This window comes from Streptomyces sp. NPDC002232, assembly GCF_042890295.1.
GTDB lineage: Bacteria > Actinomycetota > Actinomycetes > Streptomycetales > Streptomycetaceae > Streptomyces.
On record NZ_JBIARV010000007.1, the window covers coordinates 372,201 to 393,800 of the forward strand.

17 protein-coding genes and 1 riboswitch are annotated in these 21,600 nt (G+C 72.6%); of the genes, 12 read left to right on the top strand and 5 right to left on the bottom strand.

Annotated features, from left to right (window positions below):
- The first annotated feature begins 26 nt into the window (after positions 1-26).
- From ACFYXU_RS33410 to ACFYXU_RS33435, 6 genes are all read left to right on the top strand, one after another.
- Positions 27-1,439, top strand: a complete 1,413-nt coding sequence (locus tag ACFYXU_RS33410) for an RsmB/NOP family class I SAM-dependent RNA methyltransferase (RefSeq protein ID WP_389461360.1) — start codon at positions 27-29, stop codon at positions 1,437-1,439.
- 150 nt (positions 1,440-1,589) lie between these two features.
- On the top strand, positions 1,590-2,273 hold the full coding sequence (gene rpe / locus ACFYXU_RS33415) for a ribulose-phosphate 3-epimerase (RefSeq protein ID WP_041128223.1): 684 nt from the start codon (positions 1,590-1,592) through the stop codon (positions 2,271-2,273).
- A 120-nt stretch (positions 2,274-2,393) separates the two neighbouring features.
- The gene (locus ACFYXU_RS33420) at positions 2,394-3,443 is read left to right on the top strand and encodes a sugar-binding domain-containing protein (protein ID WP_329850732.1); all 1,050 of its coding nucleotides are present in this window, start codon (positions 2,394-2,396) and stop codon (positions 3,441-3,443) included.
- 52 nt (positions 3,444-3,495) lie between these two features.
- Positions 3,496-3,930: a ribonuclease domain-containing protein gene (locus ACFYXU_RS33425; protein ID WP_376516234.1), complete on the top strand. Its 435-nt coding sequence runs from the start codon at positions 3,496-3,498 to the stop codon at positions 3,928-3,930.
- On the top strand, positions 3,920-4,255 hold the full coding sequence (locus ACFYXU_RS33430; RefSeq protein WP_389461362.1) for a barstar family protein: 336 nt from the start codon (positions 3,920-3,922) through the stop codon (positions 4,253-4,255). The genes ACFYXU_RS33425 and ACFYXU_RS33430 overlap by 11 nt, the downstream gene beginning before the upstream one ends.
- 101 nt (positions 4,256-4,356) lie before the next feature.
- Positions 4,357-5,799 carry a GuaB1 family IMP dehydrogenase-related protein gene (locus ACFYXU_RS33435; protein ID WP_376516229.1) on the top strand — a complete coding sequence of 481 codons (1,443 nt, stop codon included), beginning with the start codon at positions 4,357-4,359 and terminating at the stop codon, positions 5,797-5,799.
- 447 nt (positions 5,800-6,246) lie between these two features.
- Here ACFYXU_RS33435 and ACFYXU_RS33440 read toward each other — a convergent pair whose 3' ends face one another.
- Positions 6,247-7,296: a GDSL-type esterase/lipase family protein gene (locus tag ACFYXU_RS33440; RefSeq protein WP_389461364.1), complete on the bottom strand. Its 1,050-nt coding sequence runs from the start codon at positions 7,294-7,296 to the stop codon at positions 6,247-6,249.
- Positions 7,297-7,584: 288 nt separating this feature from the next.
- On the opposite strand from ACFYXU_RS33440, the gene ACFYXU_RS33445 reads away from it, so the two are divergent.
- From ACFYXU_RS33445 to ACFYXU_RS33460, 4 genes are all read left to right on the top strand, one after another.
- Positions 7,585-9,048 (top strand): amino acid permease, encoded by a 1,464-nt coding sequence (locus ACFYXU_RS33445; protein ID WP_389461366.1) that lies wholly within the window; start codon positions 7,585-7,587, stop codon positions 9,046-9,048.
- A 10-nt stretch (positions 9,049-9,058) separates the two neighbouring features.
- Complete coding sequence (locus tag ACFYXU_RS33450; protein ID WP_015032260.1) at positions 9,059-9,514, top strand: Lrp/AsnC family transcriptional regulator; 456 nt, start codon at positions 9,059-9,061, stop codon at positions 9,512-9,514.
- A 461-nt stretch (positions 9,515-9,975) separates the two neighbouring features.
- Complete coding sequence (locus tag ACFYXU_RS33455; protein ID WP_389461368.1) at positions 9,976-10,782, top strand: carbon-nitrogen hydrolase family protein; 807 nt, start codon at positions 9,976-9,978, stop codon at positions 10,780-10,782.
- A gap of 63 nt (positions 10,783-10,845) precedes the next feature.
- The gene (locus ACFYXU_RS33460) at positions 10,846-12,543 is read left to right on the top strand and encodes a flavin monoamine oxidase family protein (RefSeq protein WP_389461370.1); all 1,698 of its coding nucleotides are present in this window, start codon (positions 10,846-10,848) and stop codon (positions 12,541-12,543) included.
- 6 nt (positions 12,544-12,549) lie between these two features.
- On the opposite strand, the gene ACFYXU_RS33465 is transcribed toward ACFYXU_RS33460, so the two are convergent.
- The 3 genes from ACFYXU_RS33465 to ACFYXU_RS33475 form a co-directional block, all read right to left on the bottom strand.
- Positions 12,550-13,269, bottom strand: coding sequence for a DUF5995 family protein (locus ACFYXU_RS33465; RefSeq protein WP_389461373.1), 720 nt, complete (start codon positions 13,267-13,269; stop codon positions 12,550-12,552).
- Between the two features lie 73 nt (positions 13,270-13,342).
- The gene (locus tag ACFYXU_RS33470) at positions 13,343-14,737 is read right to left on the bottom strand and encodes a solute carrier family 23 protein (RefSeq protein ID WP_329854616.1); all 1,395 of its coding nucleotides are present in this window, start codon (positions 14,735-14,737) and stop codon (positions 13,343-13,345) included.
- 235 nt (positions 14,738-14,972) lie between these two features.
- Positions 14,973-16,187 (bottom strand): MFS transporter, encoded by a 1,215-nt coding sequence (locus tag ACFYXU_RS33475; protein ID WP_376514245.1) that lies wholly within the window; start codon positions 16,185-16,187, stop codon positions 14,973-14,975.
- Between the two features lie 107 nt (positions 16,188-16,294).
- Here ACFYXU_RS33475 and ACFYXU_RS33480 point away from each other — a divergent pair, with 107 nt between their 5' ends.
- Positions 16,295-17,419, top strand: coding sequence for an ROK family transcriptional regulator (locus ACFYXU_RS33480; RefSeq protein WP_376514244.1), 1,125 nt, complete (start codon positions 16,295-16,297; stop codon positions 17,417-17,419).
- A 181-nt stretch (positions 17,420-17,600) separates the two neighbouring features.
- Here ACFYXU_RS33480 and ACFYXU_RS33485 read toward each other — a convergent pair whose 3' ends face one another.
- On the bottom strand, positions 17,601-19,979 hold the full coding sequence (locus tag ACFYXU_RS33485; protein ID WP_329854613.1) for a chitinase C-terminal domain-containing protein: 2,379 nt from the start codon (positions 19,977-19,979) through the stop codon (positions 17,601-17,603).
- 245 nt (positions 19,980-20,224) lie between these two features.
- Positions 20,225-20,355, top strand: a riboswitch (FMN riboswitch).
- A gap of 171 nt (positions 20,356-20,526) precedes the next feature.
- Between ACFYXU_RS33485 and ribD the strand changes: the two genes are divergently transcribed.
- Positions 20,527-21,600, top strand: a complete 1,074-nt coding sequence (ribD, locus tag ACFYXU_RS33490) for a bifunctional diaminohydroxyphosphoribosylaminopyrimidine deaminase/5-amino-6-(5-phosphoribosylamino)uracil reductase RibD (RefSeq protein WP_376514241.1) — start codon at positions 20,527-20,529, stop codon at positions 21,598-21,600.

Sequence of the window (21,600 nt, forward strand, 5' to 3'; positions counted from 1 at the left end):
TCTTCATTTCGTCACGCGGAGCACCTTTGAGCGAGCAGGCACGTCGTCGTCCCCCCAAGCCCTACCGGCGGCCCCAGAAGGACCCCGTCCGGATGCTCGCCTTCGAGGCGCTGAGGGCGGTGGACGAGCGGGACGCCTACGCGAACCTGGTGCTGCCGCCGCTGCTGAAGAAGGCCCGCGAGAAGGGCGACTTCGACGGCCGGGACGCGGCGCTCGCGACCGAGCTCGTCTACGGGACGCTGCGGCGCCAGGGCACGTACGACGCGATCATCGCCGCCTGCGTGGACCGGCCGCTCCGCGAGGTCGACCCGCCCGTGCTCGACGTCCTCTCGCTCGGCGCCCACCAGCTCCTGGGCACCCGGATCCCGACCCACGCCGCCGTCTCCGCCACCGTCGAGCTCGCCCGTGTGGTGCTCGGCGACGGGCGCGCCAAGTTCGTGAACGCCGTGCTGCGGAAGATCTCGCGGCAGGAACTCGACGCCTGGGTCGAGCAGGTCGCCCCGCCGTACGAGGACGACGCCGAGGACCACCTCGCCGTCGTCCACTCGCACCCCCGCTGGGTGGTCTCGGCGCTCTGGGACTCCCTCGGCGGCGGCCGCGCCGGGATCGAGGACCTCCTGGAGGCGGACAACGAGCGCCCCGAGGTCACCCTCGTCGCCCGCCCCGGACGCTCCACCGCCGAGGAGCTGGCCGCCGCCACCGAGACCCTCCCGGGCCGCTGGTCGCCCTACGCCCTGCGGATGGCCGAGGGCGGCGAGCCCGGCGCCATCGAGGCGGTCAAGGAGGGCCGGGCCGGCGTCCAGGACGAGGGCAGCCAGCTCGTCGCGATCGCCCTCGCGAACGCGCCCGTGGAGGGCGCCGACACCCTCTGGCTCGACGGCTGCGCAGGCCCCGGCGGCAAGGCCGCGCTGCTCGCCGCCCTCGCGGCCGAGCGCGGCGCCTTCCTGCTCGCCTCCGAGAAGCAGCCCCACCGCGCCCGGCTCGTCGAGCGCGCCCTGGCCGGCAACCCCGGCCCGTACCAGGTGATCGCCGCCGACGGCACCCGCCCGCCGTGGCGGCCCGGCTCCTTCGACCGCGTCCTCGTCGACGTGCCGTGCTCGGGCCTCGGAGCCCTGCGCCGCCGTCCCGAGGCCCGCTGGCGCCGCCGCCCCGAGGACCTGGACGGCTTCGCCCCGCTCCAGCGCGCGCTGCTGACCGAGGCGCTGAGCGCGGTCCGGATCGGGGGCGTCGTGGGCTACGCGACCTGCTCGCCGCACCTCGCCGAGACCCGTGTGGTCGTCGACGACGTCCTGAAGCGGACCGGCGGCGCCGAGCTGATCGACGCCCGCCCGCTGCTGCCCGGCGTCCCGGCGCTCGGCGACGGCCCGGACGTCCAGCTGTGGCCGCATCTGCACGGTACGGACGCCATGTATCTGGCGCTGCTGCGCCGGACCGCCTGACCCCCGGGCGCCCGACCCTTCGATCACCTGACCGCAATCTCCCGGTCCGTCCTGGTCCCGGTCTCGTCACTTCGTACCGAAATTGGTCTGGACCGAATGCGAAACCGCCGAGCGGCAAAGAAGTGCCCAAGAACGTGGGAGGCTTGGCACATGGCGCAGATCAACCCCAGCATCCTGTCCGCGGACTTCGCCCGGCTCGCCGATGAGGCGAAGGCCGTCGGCGGTGCCGACTGGCTGCACGTCGACGTGATGGACAACCACTTCGTGCCCAACCTGACCCTGGGCGTCCCGATCGTGGAGTCGCTGGCCCGGGCGACGGACACCCCCCTCGACTGCCACCTGATGATCGAGGACCCCGACCGCTGGGCCCCGCAGTACGTCGAGGCGGGCGCCGGCTCGGTCACCTTCCACGTCGAGGCGGCCGCCGCGCCGGTCCGGCTCGCGCGGGAGATCCGGGCCAAGGGGGCCAGGGCCTCGATGGCGCTCAAGCCGGCCACGCCCATCGAGCCCTACGAGGACCTGCTCCCCGAGCTCGACATGCTGCTCATCATGACCGTCGAGCCCGGCTTCGGCGGCCAGGCCTTCCTCGACATCATGCTGCCCAAGATCCGCCGCACCCGGGAGCTGATCTCCAAGCACGGCCTGGAGCTCTGGCTCCAGGTCGACGGCGGGGTCGCCGAGTCCACGATCGAGCGGTGCGCCGAAGCCGGCGCCGACGTCTTCGTGGCGGGCTCCGCGGTCTACGGAGCGGCGGACCCGGCGGCGGCGGTCGCCTCCCTCCGGGCCCGCGCGGAGGCCGCGACCGCCTCGGCGGCGTGGGCGTGTGGCCACTGAGCCTCCGGCGGATGAACGCGGTCCGTCGGGCCGCCGACAGGACTGATCAGGGCCCGTCGTTTCTGACAGGATGAACGGCGAGCCAGAGTGTGAACGACAGCCGTACGTGAACAGCGGTACGTGAAGAGCAGTGAGGAGATCGCGGTGGCCGGTATGTCGGCGGGACGGTCAGCCCTGCGGATGGGCCCCGCGGAGCTGGTGCAGGCGGCGGCCATGGCCCGCCGTTTCTACCTCGAGGGCAAGTCCAAGATCCAGATCGCCGAGGAGTTCGGCGTGAGCCGCTTCAAGGTGGCCCGGGTCCTGGAGACGGCTCTGGAGCGCGACCTGGTGCGGATCGAGATCCGGGTGCCGGCCGAGCTCGACGCCGAGCGCTCCGACGCGCTCCGCGCCCGCTACGGGCTCCGCCACGCCGTCGTCGTCGAGTCCCCGGCCGAGGGCGACGACGAGTCGCCCGACCCGGAGAACCTCGGCGAGGTCGCGGCCGACCTGCTCGGCGAGCTCGTCACCGAGGGCGACGTGCTCGGCCTGGCCTGGGGCCGCTCCACCATCCACATGGCGGCCGCCCTCGACCGGCTGCCGCCCTGCACCGTCGTCCAGCTCACCGGCGTGTACGACGCCGGGACCGCCGAGCGCGGCTCCGTCGAGGCCGTCCGGCGCGCCGCCCAGGTCTCGGGCGGCGAGGCCCACCCCATCTACGCGCCCATGCTGCTGCCCGACCCGGCCACCGCGGCCGCGCTGCGCAGCCAGACCGGCATCGCCCGGGCCTTCGAGTACTTCGACAAGGTCACCGTCGCCTGCGTCTCCATCGGCTCCTGGGAGCCGGGCATCTCCACCGTCCACGACATGCTGTCCGACGCCGAGCGCGCCCACTACGCCTCGCTCGGCGTCGCCGCCGAGATGTCCGCGCACCTCTTCGACGCCGACGGGCGCCGGGTCGGCCGCGACCTCGGCGAGCGCTGCATCACCGTCGAGGCGGACCGCCTGCGCCGGATCCCCGAGGTGGTGGCGATCGCCGGCGGCCAGCGCAAGGCGGCGGCGATCGGCGCGGTGCTCCGCTCCGGGCTCGTCACCAGCCTGGTCACCGACCGCGCGGCGGCCGACTTCCTGCTCACCGAGTCGAGCCCGGGCACGCACCCGGCCCTCGACCGGAAGGACCCCGACGGCAGCTGAACGCGTGCCGCGAACAGGGGCCGGAGCCATCCCGTGACGGTATGTTCGGGACATGTCGCTCCGGCCCCCGCGCGTTCTCCTGGCGCTCGTCCTCGCCGTCCTCCTGGCCGGATGCTCCTCGGCGGGCGGCGGCGCGACCGGCACCGTCACGCCCGCGCCCTCCCGCGCCACCGCGACCGCCGCACCCACCGGCACCTCCGGGCTGCCCACCGTACGGGCGGCGGACCTGCCGCCCGAGGCACGGGACACGCTCGCCCTCATCGCGCGCGGCGGCCCCTTCCCGTACGCCAAGGACGGCACGGTCTTCTCGAACTTCGAGCGGGTCCTGCCCCGCGAGGCGCGCGGCTACTACCACGAGTACACCGTGAAGACCCCCGGCGGACGCGACCGGGGAGCGCGCCGGATCGTCACCGGGCGGGACGGCGAGGCGTACTACACCGACGACCACTACGACACCTTCCGGGAGGTGGTCACGGATGACACCTGACGACCCCGTCGTCCTCGACCTGACCGGCGTCACGGACAAGGCCGCGCTCATGGACCGGTGCGCCGACGCGCTCGCGCTGCCCGACTGGTTCGGCCGCAACTGGGACGCCCTCGCGGACTGCCTCACCGACCTGCCCGAGCCGGTCACCCTCGTCGTCACCGGCTGGCAGGCCTACGCCAGGACCCGCCCGCGCGAGTGGGCGACCGCGCAGGAGGTCTTCGCCACGGCGGTCGAGGAACGCCCCACCCGCCTCTCCGTCCTCCTCGCCCTCGGAGAGCTTTCGGATGATCCGACGAAGCGCCTGCCGCAAGCCTCGGAGGATTAGCCGGGGACTGGTATTCGTACAGGCGTGGGACAATGAACTACGTGCTTTTTCCCCTGGCTGAAATGCCTAGGGGCCGATCCGAACGACTGGGATGTCAGCACGTGCGTTTCCTCAATGACGTCAAGCCGCCCTACGACCTGACGTACGACGATGTGTTCATGGTGCCGAGCCGCTCGGCCGTCGGCTCCCGCCAGGCCGTGGACCTCTCCTCGCCCGACGGGACCGGGACCACCATCCCGCTCGTCGTCGCCAACATGACCGCCATCGCCGGACGCCGGATGGCCGAGACGGTCGCCCGCCGCGGCGGCCTGGTCGTCATCCCGCAGGACATCCCCATCGAGGTCGTCACCGACGTCATCTCGTGGGTGAAGAGCCGCCACCACGTGCTGGACACGCCGATCGTCCTGGAGCCGCACCAGACGGTCGCCGACGCGCTCTCCCTGCTCCCGAAGCGCGCCCACGACGCCGGTGTCGTCGTCGACGAGAACCGCCGCCCGGTGGGCGTCGTCACCGACGCGGACCTCTCCGGCGTGGACCGCTTCACCCAGCTCTCCGAGGTCATGTCCAGGGACCTGCTCCTCCTGGACGCCGACATCGACCCGCGCGAGGCCTTCACCACCCTCGACGGCGCCAACCGCCGCTACGCCCCGGCCGTGGACGCCGACGGCAAGCTCGTCGGCATCCTCACCCGCAAGGGCGCCCTGCGCGCGACGCTCTACAGCCCGGCCGTCGACAAGAACGGCCGGCTGCGGATCGCCGCCGCCGTCGGCATCAACGGCGACGTGGCCGGCAAGGCCAAGCAGCTCCTCGACGCGGGCGTCGACACGCTCGTCATCGACACCGCGCACGGTCACCAGGAGTCGATGATCGCCGCGATCCGCACCGTGCGGGCGCTCGACCCGCAGGTCCCGATCGTCGCGGGCAACATCGTCGCCGCCGAGGGCGTCAAGGACCTCATCGAGGCGGGCGCCGACATCATCAAGGTCGGCGTCGGCCCCGGCGCCATGTGCACCACTCGCATGATGACCGGCGTCGGCCGGCCGCAGTTCTCCGCCGTCCTGGAGTGCGCCGCCGAGGCGAAGAAGTACGGCAAGCACGTCTGGGCCGACGGCGGTGTCCGTCATCCGCGCGACGTCGCCATGGCGCTCGCCGCCGGCGCGTCCAACGTGATGATCGGCTCCTGGTTCGCCGGGACGTACGAGTCCCCGGGCGACCTCCAGCACGACGCCAAGGGGCGCGCGTACAAGGAGTCCTTCGGCATGGCCTCGGCCCGCGCCGTCCGGAACCGGACCTCCGACGAGTCCTCCTACGACCGCGCCCGCAAGGCGCTCTTCGAGGAGGGCATCTCGACCTCGCGCATGTTCCTCGACCCGCAGCGTCCGGGCGTCGAGGACCTGATCGACTCGATCATCGCGGGCGTGCGGTCCTCCTGCACGTACGCCGGTGCGGCGTCGCTCGCCGAGTTCGAGGAGAAGTCGGTGGTCGGCATCCAGTCGGCGGCGGGCTACGCGGAGGGCAAGCCGCTCCACGCGAGCTGGAGCTAGCCGCTTCGTGCCACCGTGGGCCCCGAGACCGCCGTCCCGGGGCCCACGGGCGTTTGCGGGCCGCGCCTTGCGGTTGTGGGCGCCGCGCCCGCCCGTTGTGGGCATGCGTTCCGCCGGGGCGGAACGGGTGGGCACAACGGACCAGCGCCCTGCCGGCGCCAGAGGCTGTAGCGCCTGAACCCGCACCGACAGGTGCCCGTCACGCGTGGTGCGGCCCAGGCACATGAGGCGGAGGCGCCGCGAGGGGCGCCGTCCCGTGTGCCCACCCGTCCCGCCCCAGCGGGACGATTGCCCACACGGGCAGCGGGCGAGCGCCCCGCCGGAGAGCGCGGGCCCGCACGGGGCAGGCGCCCGCACGGGCAGCGTGCGGCGGCCCAGCCGTGGCGGGGGCGCACAGGGGCAGCGTGCGGCGGCCCAGTCGCGGCGCAGGCGCGCGGCGGCCGCGCGTCAGCGGGGGGCGCTCAACAGGCCGCGCAGCGCGTCCGTCACCGCCGCCGCCAGCCGCGCGTGCCCCGCGTCGTTCGGGTGGAGCCCGTCCGCCAGGTGCTCCGGGTCCAGCAGCGGTCCGCCCGGGAGGACGTGGAGGTGCGGGTCGCCCTCCGCCGCCAGGTCCCGGCCCGCGCGCTCCATCGCCCGCCGTAGCTCCGTGAGCGTGGCCCCGAGGGCGTTGCGGGTGTGCTCGGCCTCCGGTCGCAGGACCGGCGAGACGATGAGCAGCGGCGTCTCCGGATGGCCCCGGCGGACCAGGCCGACGAAGGCGCGGACCGTCGCGTAGAGCCAGTCGGCGGTGGCGGGAACCCGGGACCAGCAGTTGGTGCCGAACGCCAGGGTGATCAGGTCGCCGGGGAGCCGTGCCAGCTGTTCGGCCAGGGGCAGCTCGCCCCTCGCCCCGCCCGCGTACCCCAGGTTCACCGGGTCGAGGCCGAGCTGCCGTCCCGTCGTCGCGGGCCAGGAATGCGCCGGACGCGTCGACCACCAGCCCTCGGTGATGGAGTCGCCGTGCACGAGCCAGCGCGGCCGCTCGGGAGCGGGGGACAGGACGCCCCCGACGGCCCGCAGAGCGATCGGCACGGGCGCCTGGGCCTCCGGGAGGTACACCGTGAAGTCGCCCCCGCACGGAGGCAGCGGGAGCCTCACGACGCCCTCCCGCGCCGGCGCGGCGCAGGTCTCGCCCACGAGCCGGGTGCCCTGCCAGAGCGCGAAGCAGTGCCGCAGCGCCCGCAGCGGGTCGTCGGTCGCGGGGACGGCCGCCCGGTAGCGGAGCTCCACCGCGCGCGTGCCGGGCGAGGCCGTGAACTCGATCCGTACGCCGATGGGCAGCGCGGCCCGCTCGGCGATGTCCCACGGCAGCCGTGCGAGGTCCTCGGGGTCGGCGCGGACGGGCCGGTCCCCGTCCAGCCAGGCGGTGCCGCGCAGGTACGGCGCCGGGTCGAGCCAGGCCAACGGGACCTCCGGTCGTGGGGCGGTCAGGGGCTCGCAGCGTCGGTCATACGGCATGAGGAGTCCATACGCGCGCGGGGGCCGGTTCACACCCCGATGTGTCGATTCATGCGGGGGAGCGCAATGTTCCCCCGTCTGCGCCCGAAGCGCGCAATGATCATCCGGTACTGCGCAACAACCCTGCATTACGACTGCGAACCTCCGCCCCTTAGGCTCGTGCCCCGTACCAGGAGTGGCGGCGACCGCCTGCTCGGCGGTTCCCGTCCCCCGTGGACCTGCTTCGGCATGCCCACGTACCGCCGCGGTCGCCTCCGTCCCCCCAGGCAGCGATAAGGAGCCTCCGCAGTGCTGGATCAAGGCGCAGCCCCGCCGGTCGAGAAATCGACCACCCCGAAGACCTCGGCTCTCGGCGCACTCGTCCGGCGCAAGCCGGTGGAACGCCTGGTCGGCGAAGGTGGCCAGGGTGAGGGCGGCAGTCTTCGCCGCTCGCTCTCGATGTGGCAGCTGACCATGATCAGCATCGGCGCCACCCTCGGCACGGGCATCTTCGTCGTCCTGGGCGACGCCGTCCCGAAGGCCGGCCCCGCCGTCACGATCGCCTTCGTCATCGCGGGTCTCACGGCCCTCTTCTCGGCCCTCTCGTACGCCGAGTTGGCCGGCTCCATCCCGGTCGCGGGGTCCTCCTACTCGTACGCGTACGCAACGATGGGTGAACTCGTCGCCTGGGTCTGCGGCTGGTGTCTGGTCCTGGAGTACGGCGTCTCCGTCGCCGCCGTGGCCGTCGGCTGGGGCGAGTACCTCAACGAGCTGCTCGACGGCACGATCGGCGTCACGATCCCGGACGTGCTCTCCTCCGCCCCCGGTGAGGGCGGCGTGATCAACCTGCCCGGTCTGATCGTCGTCATGCTCGCGATGGTCTTCCTGCTCGGTGGCGCCCGCGAGTCCGCCGTCGTCAACACGATCATGGTCGCGGTGAAGATCGTCACCCTCGTGATCTTCTGCGCGATCGGCTTCATGGGCTTCAAGTCCGGCAACTACAAGGACTTCATGCCGCTCGGCATGACCGGCGTCGGCGCGGCGAGCGCCACCCTGTTCTTCTCGTACATCGGCTTCGACGCCGCCTCCACGGCCGGCGAGGAGGCCAAGGACCCCAAGCGCGACCTGCCGCGGGCGATCATGCTCTCGCTGCTCATCGTCACCGTGCTCTACGTCCTCGTCGCGGCCGTCGCCGTCGGCGCCTGGCACTGGAAGGCCTTCGACGGCTCCGAGGCCACCCTGGCCGCGATCATGAACGACGTCACCGGCCAGACCTTCTGGGGCACGATGCTCGCCGCCGGCGCGGTCATCTCCATCGCCAGCGTCGTCCTCACCGTCCTCTACGGCCAGACCCGCGTCCTCTTCGCGATGTCCCGCGACGGCCTGGTCCCGAAGTTCTTCGGCAAGGTCAGCGGCAAGACGGGCACCCCGCGCATCAACACGGTGGTCGTCTCGCTCTTCTGCGGTCTGCTCGCCTCGCTCATCCCGCTCGGCAAGCTCGTCGACGCCACCAGCATCGGCACGCTCTTCGCCTTCGCCCTGGTCAACATCGCGGTCATCGTGCTCCGCCGGACGCGCCCGGACATGCCCCGCACCTTCAAGGTGGCCCTCGGCCCGGTCTTCCCGGTCCTCGGCTTCCTCTTCTGCGCGTACAACATGTTCAGCCTCGACGCCATCACCTGGGCGGTCTTCGGTTGCTGGATGGCCGCCGGGCTCGTGTTCTACTTCCTGTACGGCATGCGCCGCTCCCGTCTGGCCACCGAACAGAAGTGATCCACCCGTAGTGCGACTCAACGACCTCGACGAACGCATCGTCCACGCCCTCGCGGAGGACGCCCGCCGCAGCTACGCCGACATCGGCTCGCTCGTCGGACTCTCCGCGCCCGCCGTGAAGCGGCGCGTGGACCGGCTCCGGGCCGAGGGCGCCATCACCGGATTCACCGTACGGGTGGACCCGGCGGCGCTCGGCTGGGAGACGGAGGGATTCGTCGAGATCTACTGCCGCCACAACACCTCGCCGGACGACATCCGCCGAGGTCTGGAGCGGTACCCCGAGGTGGTGTCCGCGTCGACCGTCACCGGTGACGCGGACGCCGTCGTCCAGGTCTTCGCCTCGGACATGCGCCACTTCGAGCGCGTCCTGGAGCGCATCGCCGGCGAGCCCTTCGTGGAGCGCACCAAGTCCGTCCTGGTGCTCTCGCCGCTGCTGCGGCGCTTCTCCTCGGGCTCGCCCGCGTAGGCAGCTACGGGAGGGAGGGGCGGTGCGGGCCGTGGTTCCCGCACCGCCCCTCCGTCGTTCCCGCACCACCGTCGGCGCCGCGCGGGGCCTCCGTCCTTCCTTCCCGCACCGCCCCTCCGTCGTTCCCGTCCTCGGGGGTTCCCGCCGTCACCCGATCCGCGTACGACGGTGCGTCGTGGCCCCCTTCGGCAGGTCGTCCGGCGGGTCTCCCGGACGACCACCACTCTTCCGCCCGGGCCGCGCCCGGGCGTCGCGCCGCAGGACGGTCCTCGCCTCCGCCGCCCGGCGGGGAGGTCGTCCACCCCCGGGCGGAGCCGTACGCAACGAATCGACGCGCGGGCCGTCGATCGCGCAACGGTTCGACGGTCGGTCCGCAACGCTGCCGCCTTGTCCCGGGAGAGTGCGAAACCGTACCGTTTTTGACGTCTTCCCCCTCAACTCTCGACCCCCGAGGAACGCCGATGCCCGCGCTGCGCACCGCCCTGCTCCAGAGCTCCGGTGAGCTCGGTGACGTGGCCGCCAACCTCAAGGCCCTCGACGAGGCGGCGGGCCGCGCCGCGGCCGCCGGCGCGCACGTGCTGCTCGCCCCCGAGCTCTTCCTCACCGGCTACGCCATCGGCGCCGACACCGCGCGCCTGGCCGAGCCGTCCGACGGCCCCTCGGCCCGCGCCGTCGCCGCGATCGCCGTGCGCCACGGACTGGCCGTCGGCTACGGCTACCCGGAGCGGGACACCGAGCGGCACGGGGTGCTCTACAACTCCGCGCAGCTCGTCGGCGCCGACGGCGTCCCCCTCGTGCATTACCGCAAGACCCACCTCTTCGGGGACTTCGAGCTGACCTGGTTCACCCCGGGGGACCGGGCCGTCGTCCAGGCGGAGCTCGGCGGGCTCACCGTCGGCATGATGATCTGCTACGACGTCGAGTTCCCCGAGAACGTGCGGGCGCACGCGCTGGCCGGCACGGACCTCCTCCTCGTCCCGACCGCGCTCATGCACCCCGCGGAGGTCGTGCCGCTCTCCGTGGTGCCGGTCCGCGCCTTCGAGAACCAGCTCTACATCGCGTACGCCAACCGCACCGGCCCCGAGGGCGACTTCGAGTTCGTCGGCCTTTCCACCCTGGCCGGCCCCGACGGCACCGCCCGGGCCCGTGCCGGACGCGGTGAGGACCTCGTCCTCGGCGACGTCGACCCGGCCTTCCTCGCGGCCTCCCGCGAGGAGAACCCCTACCTCCGCGACCGGCGCCCCGGCCTCTACGGCCCCCTCGTCTGACCGGCCCCGCGCCGCCCCGCCCTCCCCGCCTCACCCTTTTTCCGTGCAAGGAGTCCGTACCCCATGACGTCCACGGTGCCCACGACCGCCGTCCCCCACAGCGACGGCCAGCCGCCGATCACCATGTTCGGTCCGGACTTCCCCTACGCCTACGACGACTTCCTGGCCCACCCGGCCGGTCTCGGCCAGATACCGGCGACCGAGCACGGCACCGAGGTCGCGGTCATCGGCGGCGGCCTCTCCGGCATCATCGCCGCGTACGAGCTGATGAAGATGGGCCTCAAGCCCGTCGTCTACGAGGCCGACCAGATCGGCGGCCGGCTGCGCACCGTCGGCTTCGAGGGCACCGGCACCGAGGAGCTCACGGCCGAGATGGGCGCGATGCGCTTCCCGCCCTCCTCGACGGCGCTCCAGCACTACATCGACCTGGTCGGCCTGGAGACCAAGCCCTTCCCGAACCCGCTCGCCGAGTCGACCCCGTCGACCGTCGTCGACCTGAAGGGCGAGTCGCACTACGCCACCACCGTCGACGACCTCCCGCAGGTCTACCGCGACGTGATGAACGCGTGGAACGCCTGTCTGGACGAGGGCGCCGACTTCTCCGACATGAACCAGGCCATGCGCGAGCGCGACGTCCCGCGCATCCGCGAGATCTGGTCGAAGCTCGTCGAGAAGCTCGACAACCAGACCTTCTACGGCTTCCTCTGCGACTCCGAGTCCTTCAAGTCCTTCCGGCACCGCGAGATCTTCGGCCAGGTCGGCTTCGGCACCGGCGGCTGGGACACCGACTTCCCGAACTCCATCCTGGAGATCCTCCGCGTCGTCTACACCGAGGCCGACGACCACCACCGCGGCATCGTGGGCGGCTCGCAGCAGCTGCCGCTGCGCCTGTGGGAGCGCGAGCCGGAGAAGATCGTCCACTGGGCGCCGGGCACCTCGCTCGGCTCCCTGCACGGGGGCGCCCCGAAGCCGGCCGTGACGCGGCTGAACCGGACCGCCGGCAACCGGATCACGGTCACCGACGCCTCCGGTGACATCCGCACCTTCCAGGCGGCGATCTTCACCGCCCAGTCCTGGATGCTGCTGTCCAAGATCGCCTGTGACGACTCGCTCTTCCCGATCGACCACTGGACGGCGATCGAGCGCACGCACTACATGGAGTCCTCGAAGCTCTTCGTGCCGGTGGACCGGCCGTTCTGGCTGGACAAGGACGAGGACACCGGCCGGGACGTCATGTCGATGACGCTGACCGACCGGATGACCCGCGGCACCTACCTCCTGGACGAGGGCCCGGACAAGCCGGCCGTCATCTGCCTCTCGTACACCTGGTGCGACGACAGCCTGAAGTGGCTGCCGCTCTCGGCGAACGAGCGCATGGAGGTCATGCTGAAGTCGCTCGGCGAGATCTACCCGAAGGTCGACATCCGGAAGCACATCATCGGCAACCCGGTGACGGTCTCCTGGGAGAACGAGCCCTACTTCATGGGCGCCTTCAAGGCCAACCTGCCGGGCCACTACCGCTACCAGCGCCGTCTGTTCACGCACTTCATGCAGGACCGGCTGCCCGAGGACAAGCGGGGCATCTTCCTCGCCGGCGACGACATCTCCTGGACGGCCGGCTGGGCCGAGGGCGCGGTGCAGACGGCGCTCAACGCGGTCTGGGGCGTGATGCACCACTTCGGCGGCGCGACCGACGGCACCAACCCGGGTCCGGGCGACGTGTACGAGGAGATCGCCCCGGTCGAGCTGCCGGAGGACTGATCCCCGTCAGGGCCCGGCCAGGGGAGTGAGCAGCATCCGCCCCACCAGGCCCACCGACCGGTCGAGGCGTTCGGTGAACTCCTCGGCCAGGTCGGGCAGCCCCCGCAGCTGCCACAGCGAGCGGGCGGCGAGCCAGGCCCCGTCGCGGGCCCGGTCCAGGCTCCAGCAGCCGAGCAGATGCGTCAGCGGGTCCGCGACCTCCAGGAGGTCCGGGCCCGGCATCAGTTCCTCCCGGATGCGCTCCTCCAGCAGGACGAGGACATCGCCGACCCGGTCGAACTCGTCCTCCAGGTCGGCCGGGGCGCACTCCAGGATCCGGCAGGCGTCGACCACGGCGAGCGCCAGGTCGTGGCCGATGTGCGCGTTGATCCCGGCGAGCGCGAACTGGAGCGGGCGTACGCCGGGATGGCGCCGGTAGTGGAAGAGGGGCCGCCAGCAGGCGGGGGCGGCCCGGCCGGCCGCGGCGGCGTCGACCGCCGCGAGGTACCGCTCGGCGAAGCGCACGTCGAGGGTGGCGGCGGCCCGCCGGTCGGCGAAGGTGCCCGCCGCGATGGCGTGGCCGATCTCCTCGGTGACCGTCAGATAGACCCGGTTGAAGACGGCGACCCCGTCGGCCGGATGCCAGGCCGAGCGGAGTGCCCGCATCCGGTCCACCACGGGGTCGACCGCGACGAACGGGCCGACGCACGGTCCGGTCTGCTGCCCGAGCTGCTGGGTCTGCGCCATGGGGGCAGGCTCCCAGCAGCCGGGCCCGGGAGGGAACTCATCGGGCCCGGCTTACCCAGAACGGGCGAATCACTCAGCTCTTCGACGCGTCGTCCGCGCCGGTCTCGTACGAGCTGGTGCCGGAGTCCAGGAGCGGTTCCTGGGTCTTCAGGTGCGGCGGCGCGAAGGCCCGCAGCACGTGGTAGCCGGTGATCACGACGATCGTGCCGAGCGCGATGCCGCCCAGCTCGAAGGTGTCGGTGAAGGTCAGCTTCACCCCGCCGACGCCGATGATGATGCCGGCGGCGGCCGGGACGAGGTTGAGCGGATTGCGCAGGTCGACCTTGGCGTTGATCCAGATCTGGGCGCCGAGCAGGCCGATCATGCCGTACAGGATCACGGTGATGCCGCCGAGGACCCCGCCGGGGATCGCCGCGACGACGGCGCCGAACTTGGGGCAGAGGCCGAAGAGCAGGGCGAAGCCCGCGGCGGCCCAGTAAGCGGCGGTCGAGTAGACGCGGGTGGCGGCCATGACGCCGATGTTCTCGGAGTACGTGGTGTTCGGCGGGCCGCCGACGGCGCTCGACAGCATCGAGGCGGCGCCGTCTGCGGCGATCGCGGTGCCGAGCTTGTCGTCCAGGTTGTCGCCGGTCATCTCGCCGACGGCCTTGACGTGACCGGCGTTCTCCGCGATCAGGGCGATGACCACGGGCAGGGCCACCAGGATCGCGGACCACTCGAAGCTGGGCCCGTGGAAGGACGGCAGGCCGACCCAGTCGGCCTTGGCGACGCCGGAGAGGTCGAGCCGCCAGTGGTCGGTGACCTGACCGCTCGGGGACATCGAGTGGATCCTGCCGAAGACGAGGTCGAAGATCCACGAGATGGCGTAGCCGAAGACCAGGCCGAGGAAGATCGCGATCCGGGACCAGAAGCCGCGCAGGCAGACCACGGCCAGGCCGGTGAACAGCATCACGAGCAGCGCCGTCCACTGGTCCTGCGGCCAGTACGTGGAGGCGGTGACCGGGGCCAGGTTGAAGCCGATCAGCATGACGACCGCGCCGGTCACGATCGGCGGCATCGCCGCGTGGATGATCCGCGCGCCGAACTTCCGCACGGCCAGGCCGGCCAGGAAGAGCACGGCGCCCACGACGAGGATCGCGCCGGTCACGGTGGCGCTGGTGCCGCCGGAGGCCCGGATGGCGGCGGCGACGCCGACGAAGGAGAGCGAGCAGCCCAGGTAGGACGGGACGGTGCCGCGGGTCGCGAGCAGGAAGATCGCGGTCGCGACGCCGGACATCATGATCGCGAGGTTCGGGTCCAGGCCCATCAGGACCGGGGCGACGAACGACGCGCCGAACATGGCGACGACGTGCTGGGCGCCGAGGCCGGCCGTACGGGGCCAGGAGAGCCGCTCGTCCGGGCGCACGACGGCCCCCGGAGCGGGTGTTCTCCCGTCGCCGTGCAGGGTCCAGCGCACGCCGAGGTTCATGAGGTCGCTCCCGTTCTCCGGTGGTCGGCGGCCGCGTCGCGACCGCAAAAGATCAGCCACATGGTATGCGCCACCGCCGGACCGGGGAGCTCGTGCGCGCGGGAGCGGATCCCCGGTCCCGTTCCGCGCGCGGCGGCCGATGGCCACGCCACGGGGTGTCCGGTCGATCGGGCCGCGCGCGGGGCGTGATCGACCAGAGCCCCTCCCCGGACGCCCGGCCCCCCTCGGCCCCCTGCTAGGCCACCGGCCCGGCGCTCCGCGCGGGTTCCGGCGTCTTCGAGGCCGCCTCACGCCCGCCGGTCCTCAGCACACCGGCGCCCAGCACCAGTCCCAGGGCCAGCAGGGTGACCAGGCCGAAGGAGAAGACCAGCGAGGTCGCGTCGGCGATGCCGCCGATGGCCGAGGGAGCGATGAGCCCCGAGGTGTACGTGATGGTGGCGACGCCCGCGATGGCCTGGCTCGGGTTCGGGCCGCTGCGCCCGGCGGCGGCGAAGGCCAGCGGGACGACGACCGCGATCCCGAGCCCGATCAGGCCGAATCCGGTCAGGGCGACGGCGGCGTGCGGGGCGAGGACCACCAGGACCCCGCCGAGGGTGGCGGCGGCGCCCCCGACCCGTACCGTGCGGACCGCGCCGAAGCGGTCCACCACCCGGTCCCCGGCCAGCCGCGCCACCGCCATGGTCAGCGCGAAGGCAGTCGTGGAGGCGGCCGCGAGCCCCGCCGGGCTGCCCAGCTCGTCCCGCAGGTAGACCGCCGACCAGTCCAGGCTGGCGCCCTCCGCGAACACCCCGCAGAAGCCGATGGCGCCGATGATCAGCGCCGACCTCGGCGGCAGCGAGAAGCGCGGCGGGGGCTCCTCCTCCGGGGTGCTGCGGAGATCCAGCACGCCCTGGCAGAAGACCAGGCCGAGCGCCGTGAGCACCAGGGCCGCGATCAGGTGGTGCACCCGGGCGTCGCCGCCGAGGTGGGCGGCGACCGTGCCGGCGGCGGACCCGAGCAGCGCGCCCACGCTCCACATGCCGTGCAGGCTCGACATGATGGACTTGCCGAGCCGGTTCTCGGTCTCGACGCCGAGGGCGTTCATCGCCACGTCGGACATGCCGGCGGTCGCGCCGTAGACGAAGAGCACGCCGCACAGCCCCCAGACGTTCGGGGCGAGCGAGGGCAGGGTGAGCGCGAGGGTCCACAGGGCCAGCAGGAACCGCAGGGCCGTGCGGGCGCCGAGGCGGTGCGAGACGGCCCCGGCCAGGGGCATCGCCAGGGAGGCGCCGAGGGCGGGGAAGGCGAGGGCGAGCCCGAGCTGCCCCGCGCTGACGCCCGCGTGCTCCTGGATCCAGGGGATCCGGGTCGCGAAGCTGCCGGTGACCGCGCCGTGGACGCAGAAGACGGCGGCGACCGCGAAGCGCGCCCGCCGGAGGCGATCGGTGCTGGTGACGGTCTCCGCCGCCATGGTCCCTCCCTGGGGTCGTGGTGTGCCGCGTAAACTATCAGGAACCCTGCCTGATAAATAGACGGCGGAGGGGACTCCCTCCCACGCGCGTCTGAGAGGATCGCCGCATGGCCGCATCCCCGAGCACCGCACGAGCCATCAACGACCGGTTCGCCCTGCGACTGCTCCAGGACGAAGGCCCGTTGACGGCCACTCAGCTCAAGACGCTCACCGGGCTCTCCCGCCCGACCGTCGCCGACCTCGTCGAGCGGCTCCAGGGCTCCGGCCTCGTCCATGTCGTCGGCGAGTCCGGGGCCGAGCGCCGCGGCCCCAACGCCAAGCTGTACGGGATCGTCGCCGACCGCGCCCACCTCGCCGCCCTCGACGTCCGGACCCGCTCGGTCTCCGTCACCGTCACCGACCTGCTCGGCTCGACGCTCGCCGGGGCCGCCGTCCCCGTGGGCGACGACCACGGCACCGGACCCGCCGTCGAGAAGGCGGTCGCGCTCCTGGAGCGGACGGTGAAGGAGGCGGGCGCCGACCGGCTGCACAGCGTTGCCGTGGGCGCCCCCGGACTCATCGACCCGGCCACCGGCGAGCTGCGCGACTCCTCGGGGCTGCCCGCCTGGCACCGCCGGCTCGTCGGGGTCCTCCAGGAACGGCTGCCCGCCCGCGTCCTCGTCGAGAACGAGACCAATCTCGCCGCCGTCGCCGAGCTGCGCGAGGGCGCGGCCCGCGACCGCGAGGACTTCGTCCTGCTCTGGCTCGGCCAGGGCGTCGGCGCCGCCGTCGTCCTCGACGGACGCCTGCGCCGGGGCGCCTCCGGCGGCGCGGGGGAGATCGGCTTCCTGCCGGTGCCCGGCACCTCCGGGCTCCCCTCGGCCACCGGCTGCGACGGCGGCTTCCACGAGCTGGCCTGCGCCTCGGCCGTCGGCACGCTGGCCGCCGCGCACGGCCTCGACCCGGCCGGCGCGCTCGCCTCGGACCACGAGCCCTTCCTCGACGCGCTCGCCCGCCGCCTCGCCGTGGGCGCCGCCGCCGTCGTCTCCGTCCTCGACCCGGGCTGCGTGGTCCTCGCCGGGGAGACCGGCCACCAGGGCGGCCCCGGCCTCGCCGCGCGCGTGGAAGCCGAACTCGCGGCGCTGTCCCCGCTGCGGACGGAGGTCCGCGCCACCGCCCTGGGCGACGCGGCCGTCCTGCGCGGCGCCCTGCTCGGGGCGCGCGACGCGGCCCAGGAGGACCTCTTCCCGTAGGGGGGCCGGAGGCCGTACGGACCGGAATGCCACCGCGCCGCGCCGCGGACAGGGGGCCCGAACGCCACCGCGCCGCGCCCCGGACAGGGGGGCGCGGCGCGGGTGCCCGGCGGTGGGCAAGGGCCGTGAGCGTCCGCCGCCGGGAGTTCAGCGGACGGGGTGCGTCAGCGGACGGGGTGCCTCAGCAGGCGCCGAGGTCCTTCCAGACGCCCCAGTCGCCGGTCGTGCCCGGCTCCTCGTTCTGCGTCCACCACTGGGCCTTCCACTTCTTGCCCTTGTGGGAGACCTCGTTGCCCGCGTTGTAGACCGTGCCGGCCACGTACGCCGGGGTGGCGCAGCCCGTGGGCGGGGTCGTCGGCGGGGTCGTCGGAGGCGTGGTCGGGGGAGTCGTCGGCGGGGTGGTGGGCGGCGTGGTCGGGGGCGTGGTGGGCGGGGTGGTGGTGCCCGGCTCCACGACCGTCGTGCCGCGCGCCAGGTCACCGGCGAGGGCGTACGTCGTGCCGTTGATGTTCACCGTCCAGTTGGAGGGGGTGGACACCGGCAGGTAGTAGTTGAAGGCCAGATCGATCGTGGCGCCCGGGGCCAGCGTCTGCCAGGCCGGGAGCTTCAGGGAGACGCGGTGGAAGTCGCCCTTCAGGCCGCCCACGTTCGAGCCCGTGTGGTCGCTGCTGATGACCTTCGTGCCGAAACCGGACTGGTCGGAGGCGTTGGCCGGGGCCGAGGTGCCGTAGTCGAACTGGAACTCGGTGCCGCCGGGAAGCGTCGACGCCGTGTTGTTGGTGATCTTGATCTTCGGCGTGATCGGGTAGTTCGAGTCGCCCAGCTTGAACTCGGTGAACTGGGTGTCGATCTTCACGGCCTGGGTCGGCAGCGCCTTGTTGGACTTCTTCGCGCCGTACGGGGTGGCCGCCTTGAACTTGTCGTACATCAGCGAGGTGAGCGTCGAGCCCATCTCGTACTGGCCCTTGGTGGCGTTCCAGCCGTAGTCGCCGGCCATCTCCCAGACCATGGTGCCGCCGATGCCGCGGTTCACCACGTAGTCGGCCTTGGCGGCCACGGACTGCTCGTCCTCGGTGGAGAGGAAGACCTTCTTCTGCGCGTTCCACAGCCACGGCGCGACCAGGGTCGAGTCGTACTTGCGGGCGTAGGTGCCGGTCAGCGTGGTGTTCGCCGGGAAGCCGTACTGGGTGACGTAGTCGCCGACGATCCCCTTCTCCAGGTTCTTGGCGTGCCACATCGGGTTGGAGCCGGCGGGCGACTCGACACCGTTGGTGTCCTTGTCGTGCCAGAGGTTGTCGATGCCGGTCGCGCCGTCGCCGCACTTCGTCAGACCGGCGCCGGCCGGGCAGGTGGTCGCGGTGGCCTTGCCCCACAGGCCGTCGGTGCCGCCCTGCACGTTCTTGTGGCCGCGGGTGTAGTAGGGCAGGCCGATGTTGATCCGGCCGGCCGGCATGGAGCCGCGGAAGTAGTGGTAGGCCCAGTCGGTGTTGAGGTAACCGATGTTGCCGTACTGCGAGGAGCCGTAGACGTTGGCCGCGGCGAGCTCGCCGTCCTTGCCGTCGTCGAAGAGCGAGGCGTTGGGACCGACGTACTCGTTCCAGGCGCCGTGCAGGTCGTAGGACATGATGTTGACGTAGTCCAGATACTTCTGCATCTGGAAGGTCTCCATGCCGCGCAGCAGGTAGCCGGAGGAGGGGGCGGCGACGGTCAGCAGGTAGTGCTTGCCGTCGGCGGCGCCGGCCCGGTCCAGCTTCTCGCGCAGGGACTTCATGAGGGCCGCGTAGCCCTGGACGAGTCCGGCGCGGCGCGCGTTGGCGAGCTGCCAGTCGAGCGGGTTGCCCGCGTCCTTCATCGTGGTCGGGTACTCGTAGTCGATGTCGACGCCGTTGAACCCGTACTTGCGGATGAAGTCGACGGACGAGTTCGCGAAGGTGTCGATCCCGGCCTGGTTGACCGAACCGTCGGCGTTGGTGGCCATCGAGTAGAAGCCGCCGGACGCGACCCGGTCGCCGTTGTCCGCGAAGTAGCCGCCGGTCTCCGCCCAGCCGCCGACCGAGATCAGCGTCTTGACGTTCGGGTGCTGCTTCTTGAACTTGTTGAGCAGGTTGAAGTGGCCCTTGTAGGAGTACGCGGGGTCCATCTCGGCACCGGCGACACCGGGCCAGGTCATCCCGGTGGCCGCGTTGTCCGGACCGTCCGTGCCCACGGAGAGCTTGTTGTCGCTGCCGACGTGGCCGAAGGCGTAGTTGATGTGGGTGATCTTGTCCCACGGGATGTCCTTGGCCAGGTACGCGGGCTGGCCGTTCTTGCCGGTGCGCCAGCCGGTGAAGTAGCCGATGACCCGGCGCTGGTGGTCCGCGCCCATCTTCTCGCGGCCCTCGGTGTCGTAGACCGAGCAGTAGGGGACGTCGACGCCCGGGGTCTTGTAGAGCCCGTCGGGGCGACAGGACTCGTTGTCGGCCGCGTACGAGACGCCGCCGGAGAGCGAGCTGAGCAGCAGCCCGGCGACGGCCGCGCCGGACGCGAGCACTGAGGCTCTCTTGGTCGTGGGGGACAGCACGATCGGGTCCTCCTCGGGGAGGGGAAGAAACACGCAACGAACAAGGGGGTGGTACGTGTTGGGCCCGAGGAGTGCGCACCCCGACGGGCCGTTACCTCGGAGGTGACTCGGAGATTAAGAGGACTAGACCAGTGCGTCAATAGGTCTGGACCAAAGAGGGTTCCTGTGGGACTCTGTGAGCCAGCCCACAGGGTCCGGGACTATCGCCCCACGCGGGTCGTGGCACACTGGCCCTGTATCAGCAGCAGCGCACTCCGGGGTCGGTGTAATTCCGAACCGGCGGTATAGTCCGCGACCCGTCCGCAAGCCAGCGGCCGGTTGACCAGGTGAAATTCCTGGACCGACGGTGAAAGTCCGGATGGGAGGCAGTGCGCGGCGGGCGACCCCTACCAGGGGTGTGCCGGCCGTACGTCCGCTGGTGGCCGCTCTTCGTCGGCGCACCCGTGGACCTCCGGCCGTTCCGGCACACCCGTGCGCAGCGTCGTACCCGCTCTCTGTCGTCATCGACAGGCCCCGGAGTCCGTGCCCGAAGAGGCAGGAGGACCCGGTGGCCCAGCAGGCCGACACCACCGCCATGCGACGCGCCGTCGCGCTCGCCGCGCGCGGACTCGGCGCCACCAGCCCCAACCCCGTCGTCGGGTGCGTCATCACCGACGCCTCCGGCCGCCAGGTCGGCGAAGGCTTCCACCAGCGCGCCGGCGGCCCCCACGCCGAGGTCCACGCCCTGCGCGCGGCCGGCGCCCTGGCCCGCGGCGGCACGGCCTACGTCACCCTCGAACCCTGCAACCACACCGGCCGCACCGGCCCCTGCGCGCAGGCCCTGATCGAGGCCGGGATCAGCCGGGTCGTCTACGCGGTCGGCGACCCGAACCCGCAGGCCACGGGCGGTGCCGACACCCTCCGCGCCGCCGGGGTCGAGGTCTCCCAGGGCCTCCTCGCCGACGAGGCCGAGGCCGGCAACATCGCCTGGCTGACCTCCGTGCGCCGGGGCCGCCCCTTCGTCCGCTGGAAGTACGCCGCCACCCTCGACGGCCGCACCGCCGCCGCCGACGGCACCTCCCGCTGGATCAGCTCCGCCGCGTCCCGCGCCGACGTCCACCGGCTGCGCGCTGAGTCCGACGCCGTCGTCGTCGGCTCCGGCACCGCCCGCACCGACGACCCCCACCTGGCCGTACGCGGCGTCGACGGCGCCGTCCAGCCGCTCCGGGTCGTCGTCGACACCGAGGCGACCGCCGTCAAGCCCGGCGCCCGGGTCCTCGACGACGCGGCCCCCACCCTGATCGCGATCGCCGAGGACGCCGAGACCACGCTCACGGACGTCGTACGCCTCCCCAGGGCCGAGCGCGGCCTCGCCGTCCCCGCCCTCCTGGACGCCCTGCACGCGCGCGGCGTCCGCTCGGTCCTCCTCGAAGGCGGCCCCACCCTCGCGGGCGCCTTCCTCGCCGCGGGCGCCGTCGACCAGGTCGTCGGCTACCTCGCCCCGGTCCTCCTCGGCGCCGGGCCCACCGCCCTCGCCGACGCCGGAATCACCACCCTCACCGAAGCGTTGCGGCTCGACATCACCGAGACCGCGCGGATCGGAACCGACCTCCGCATCACCGCCACCCTCAAGGGAGCCTGA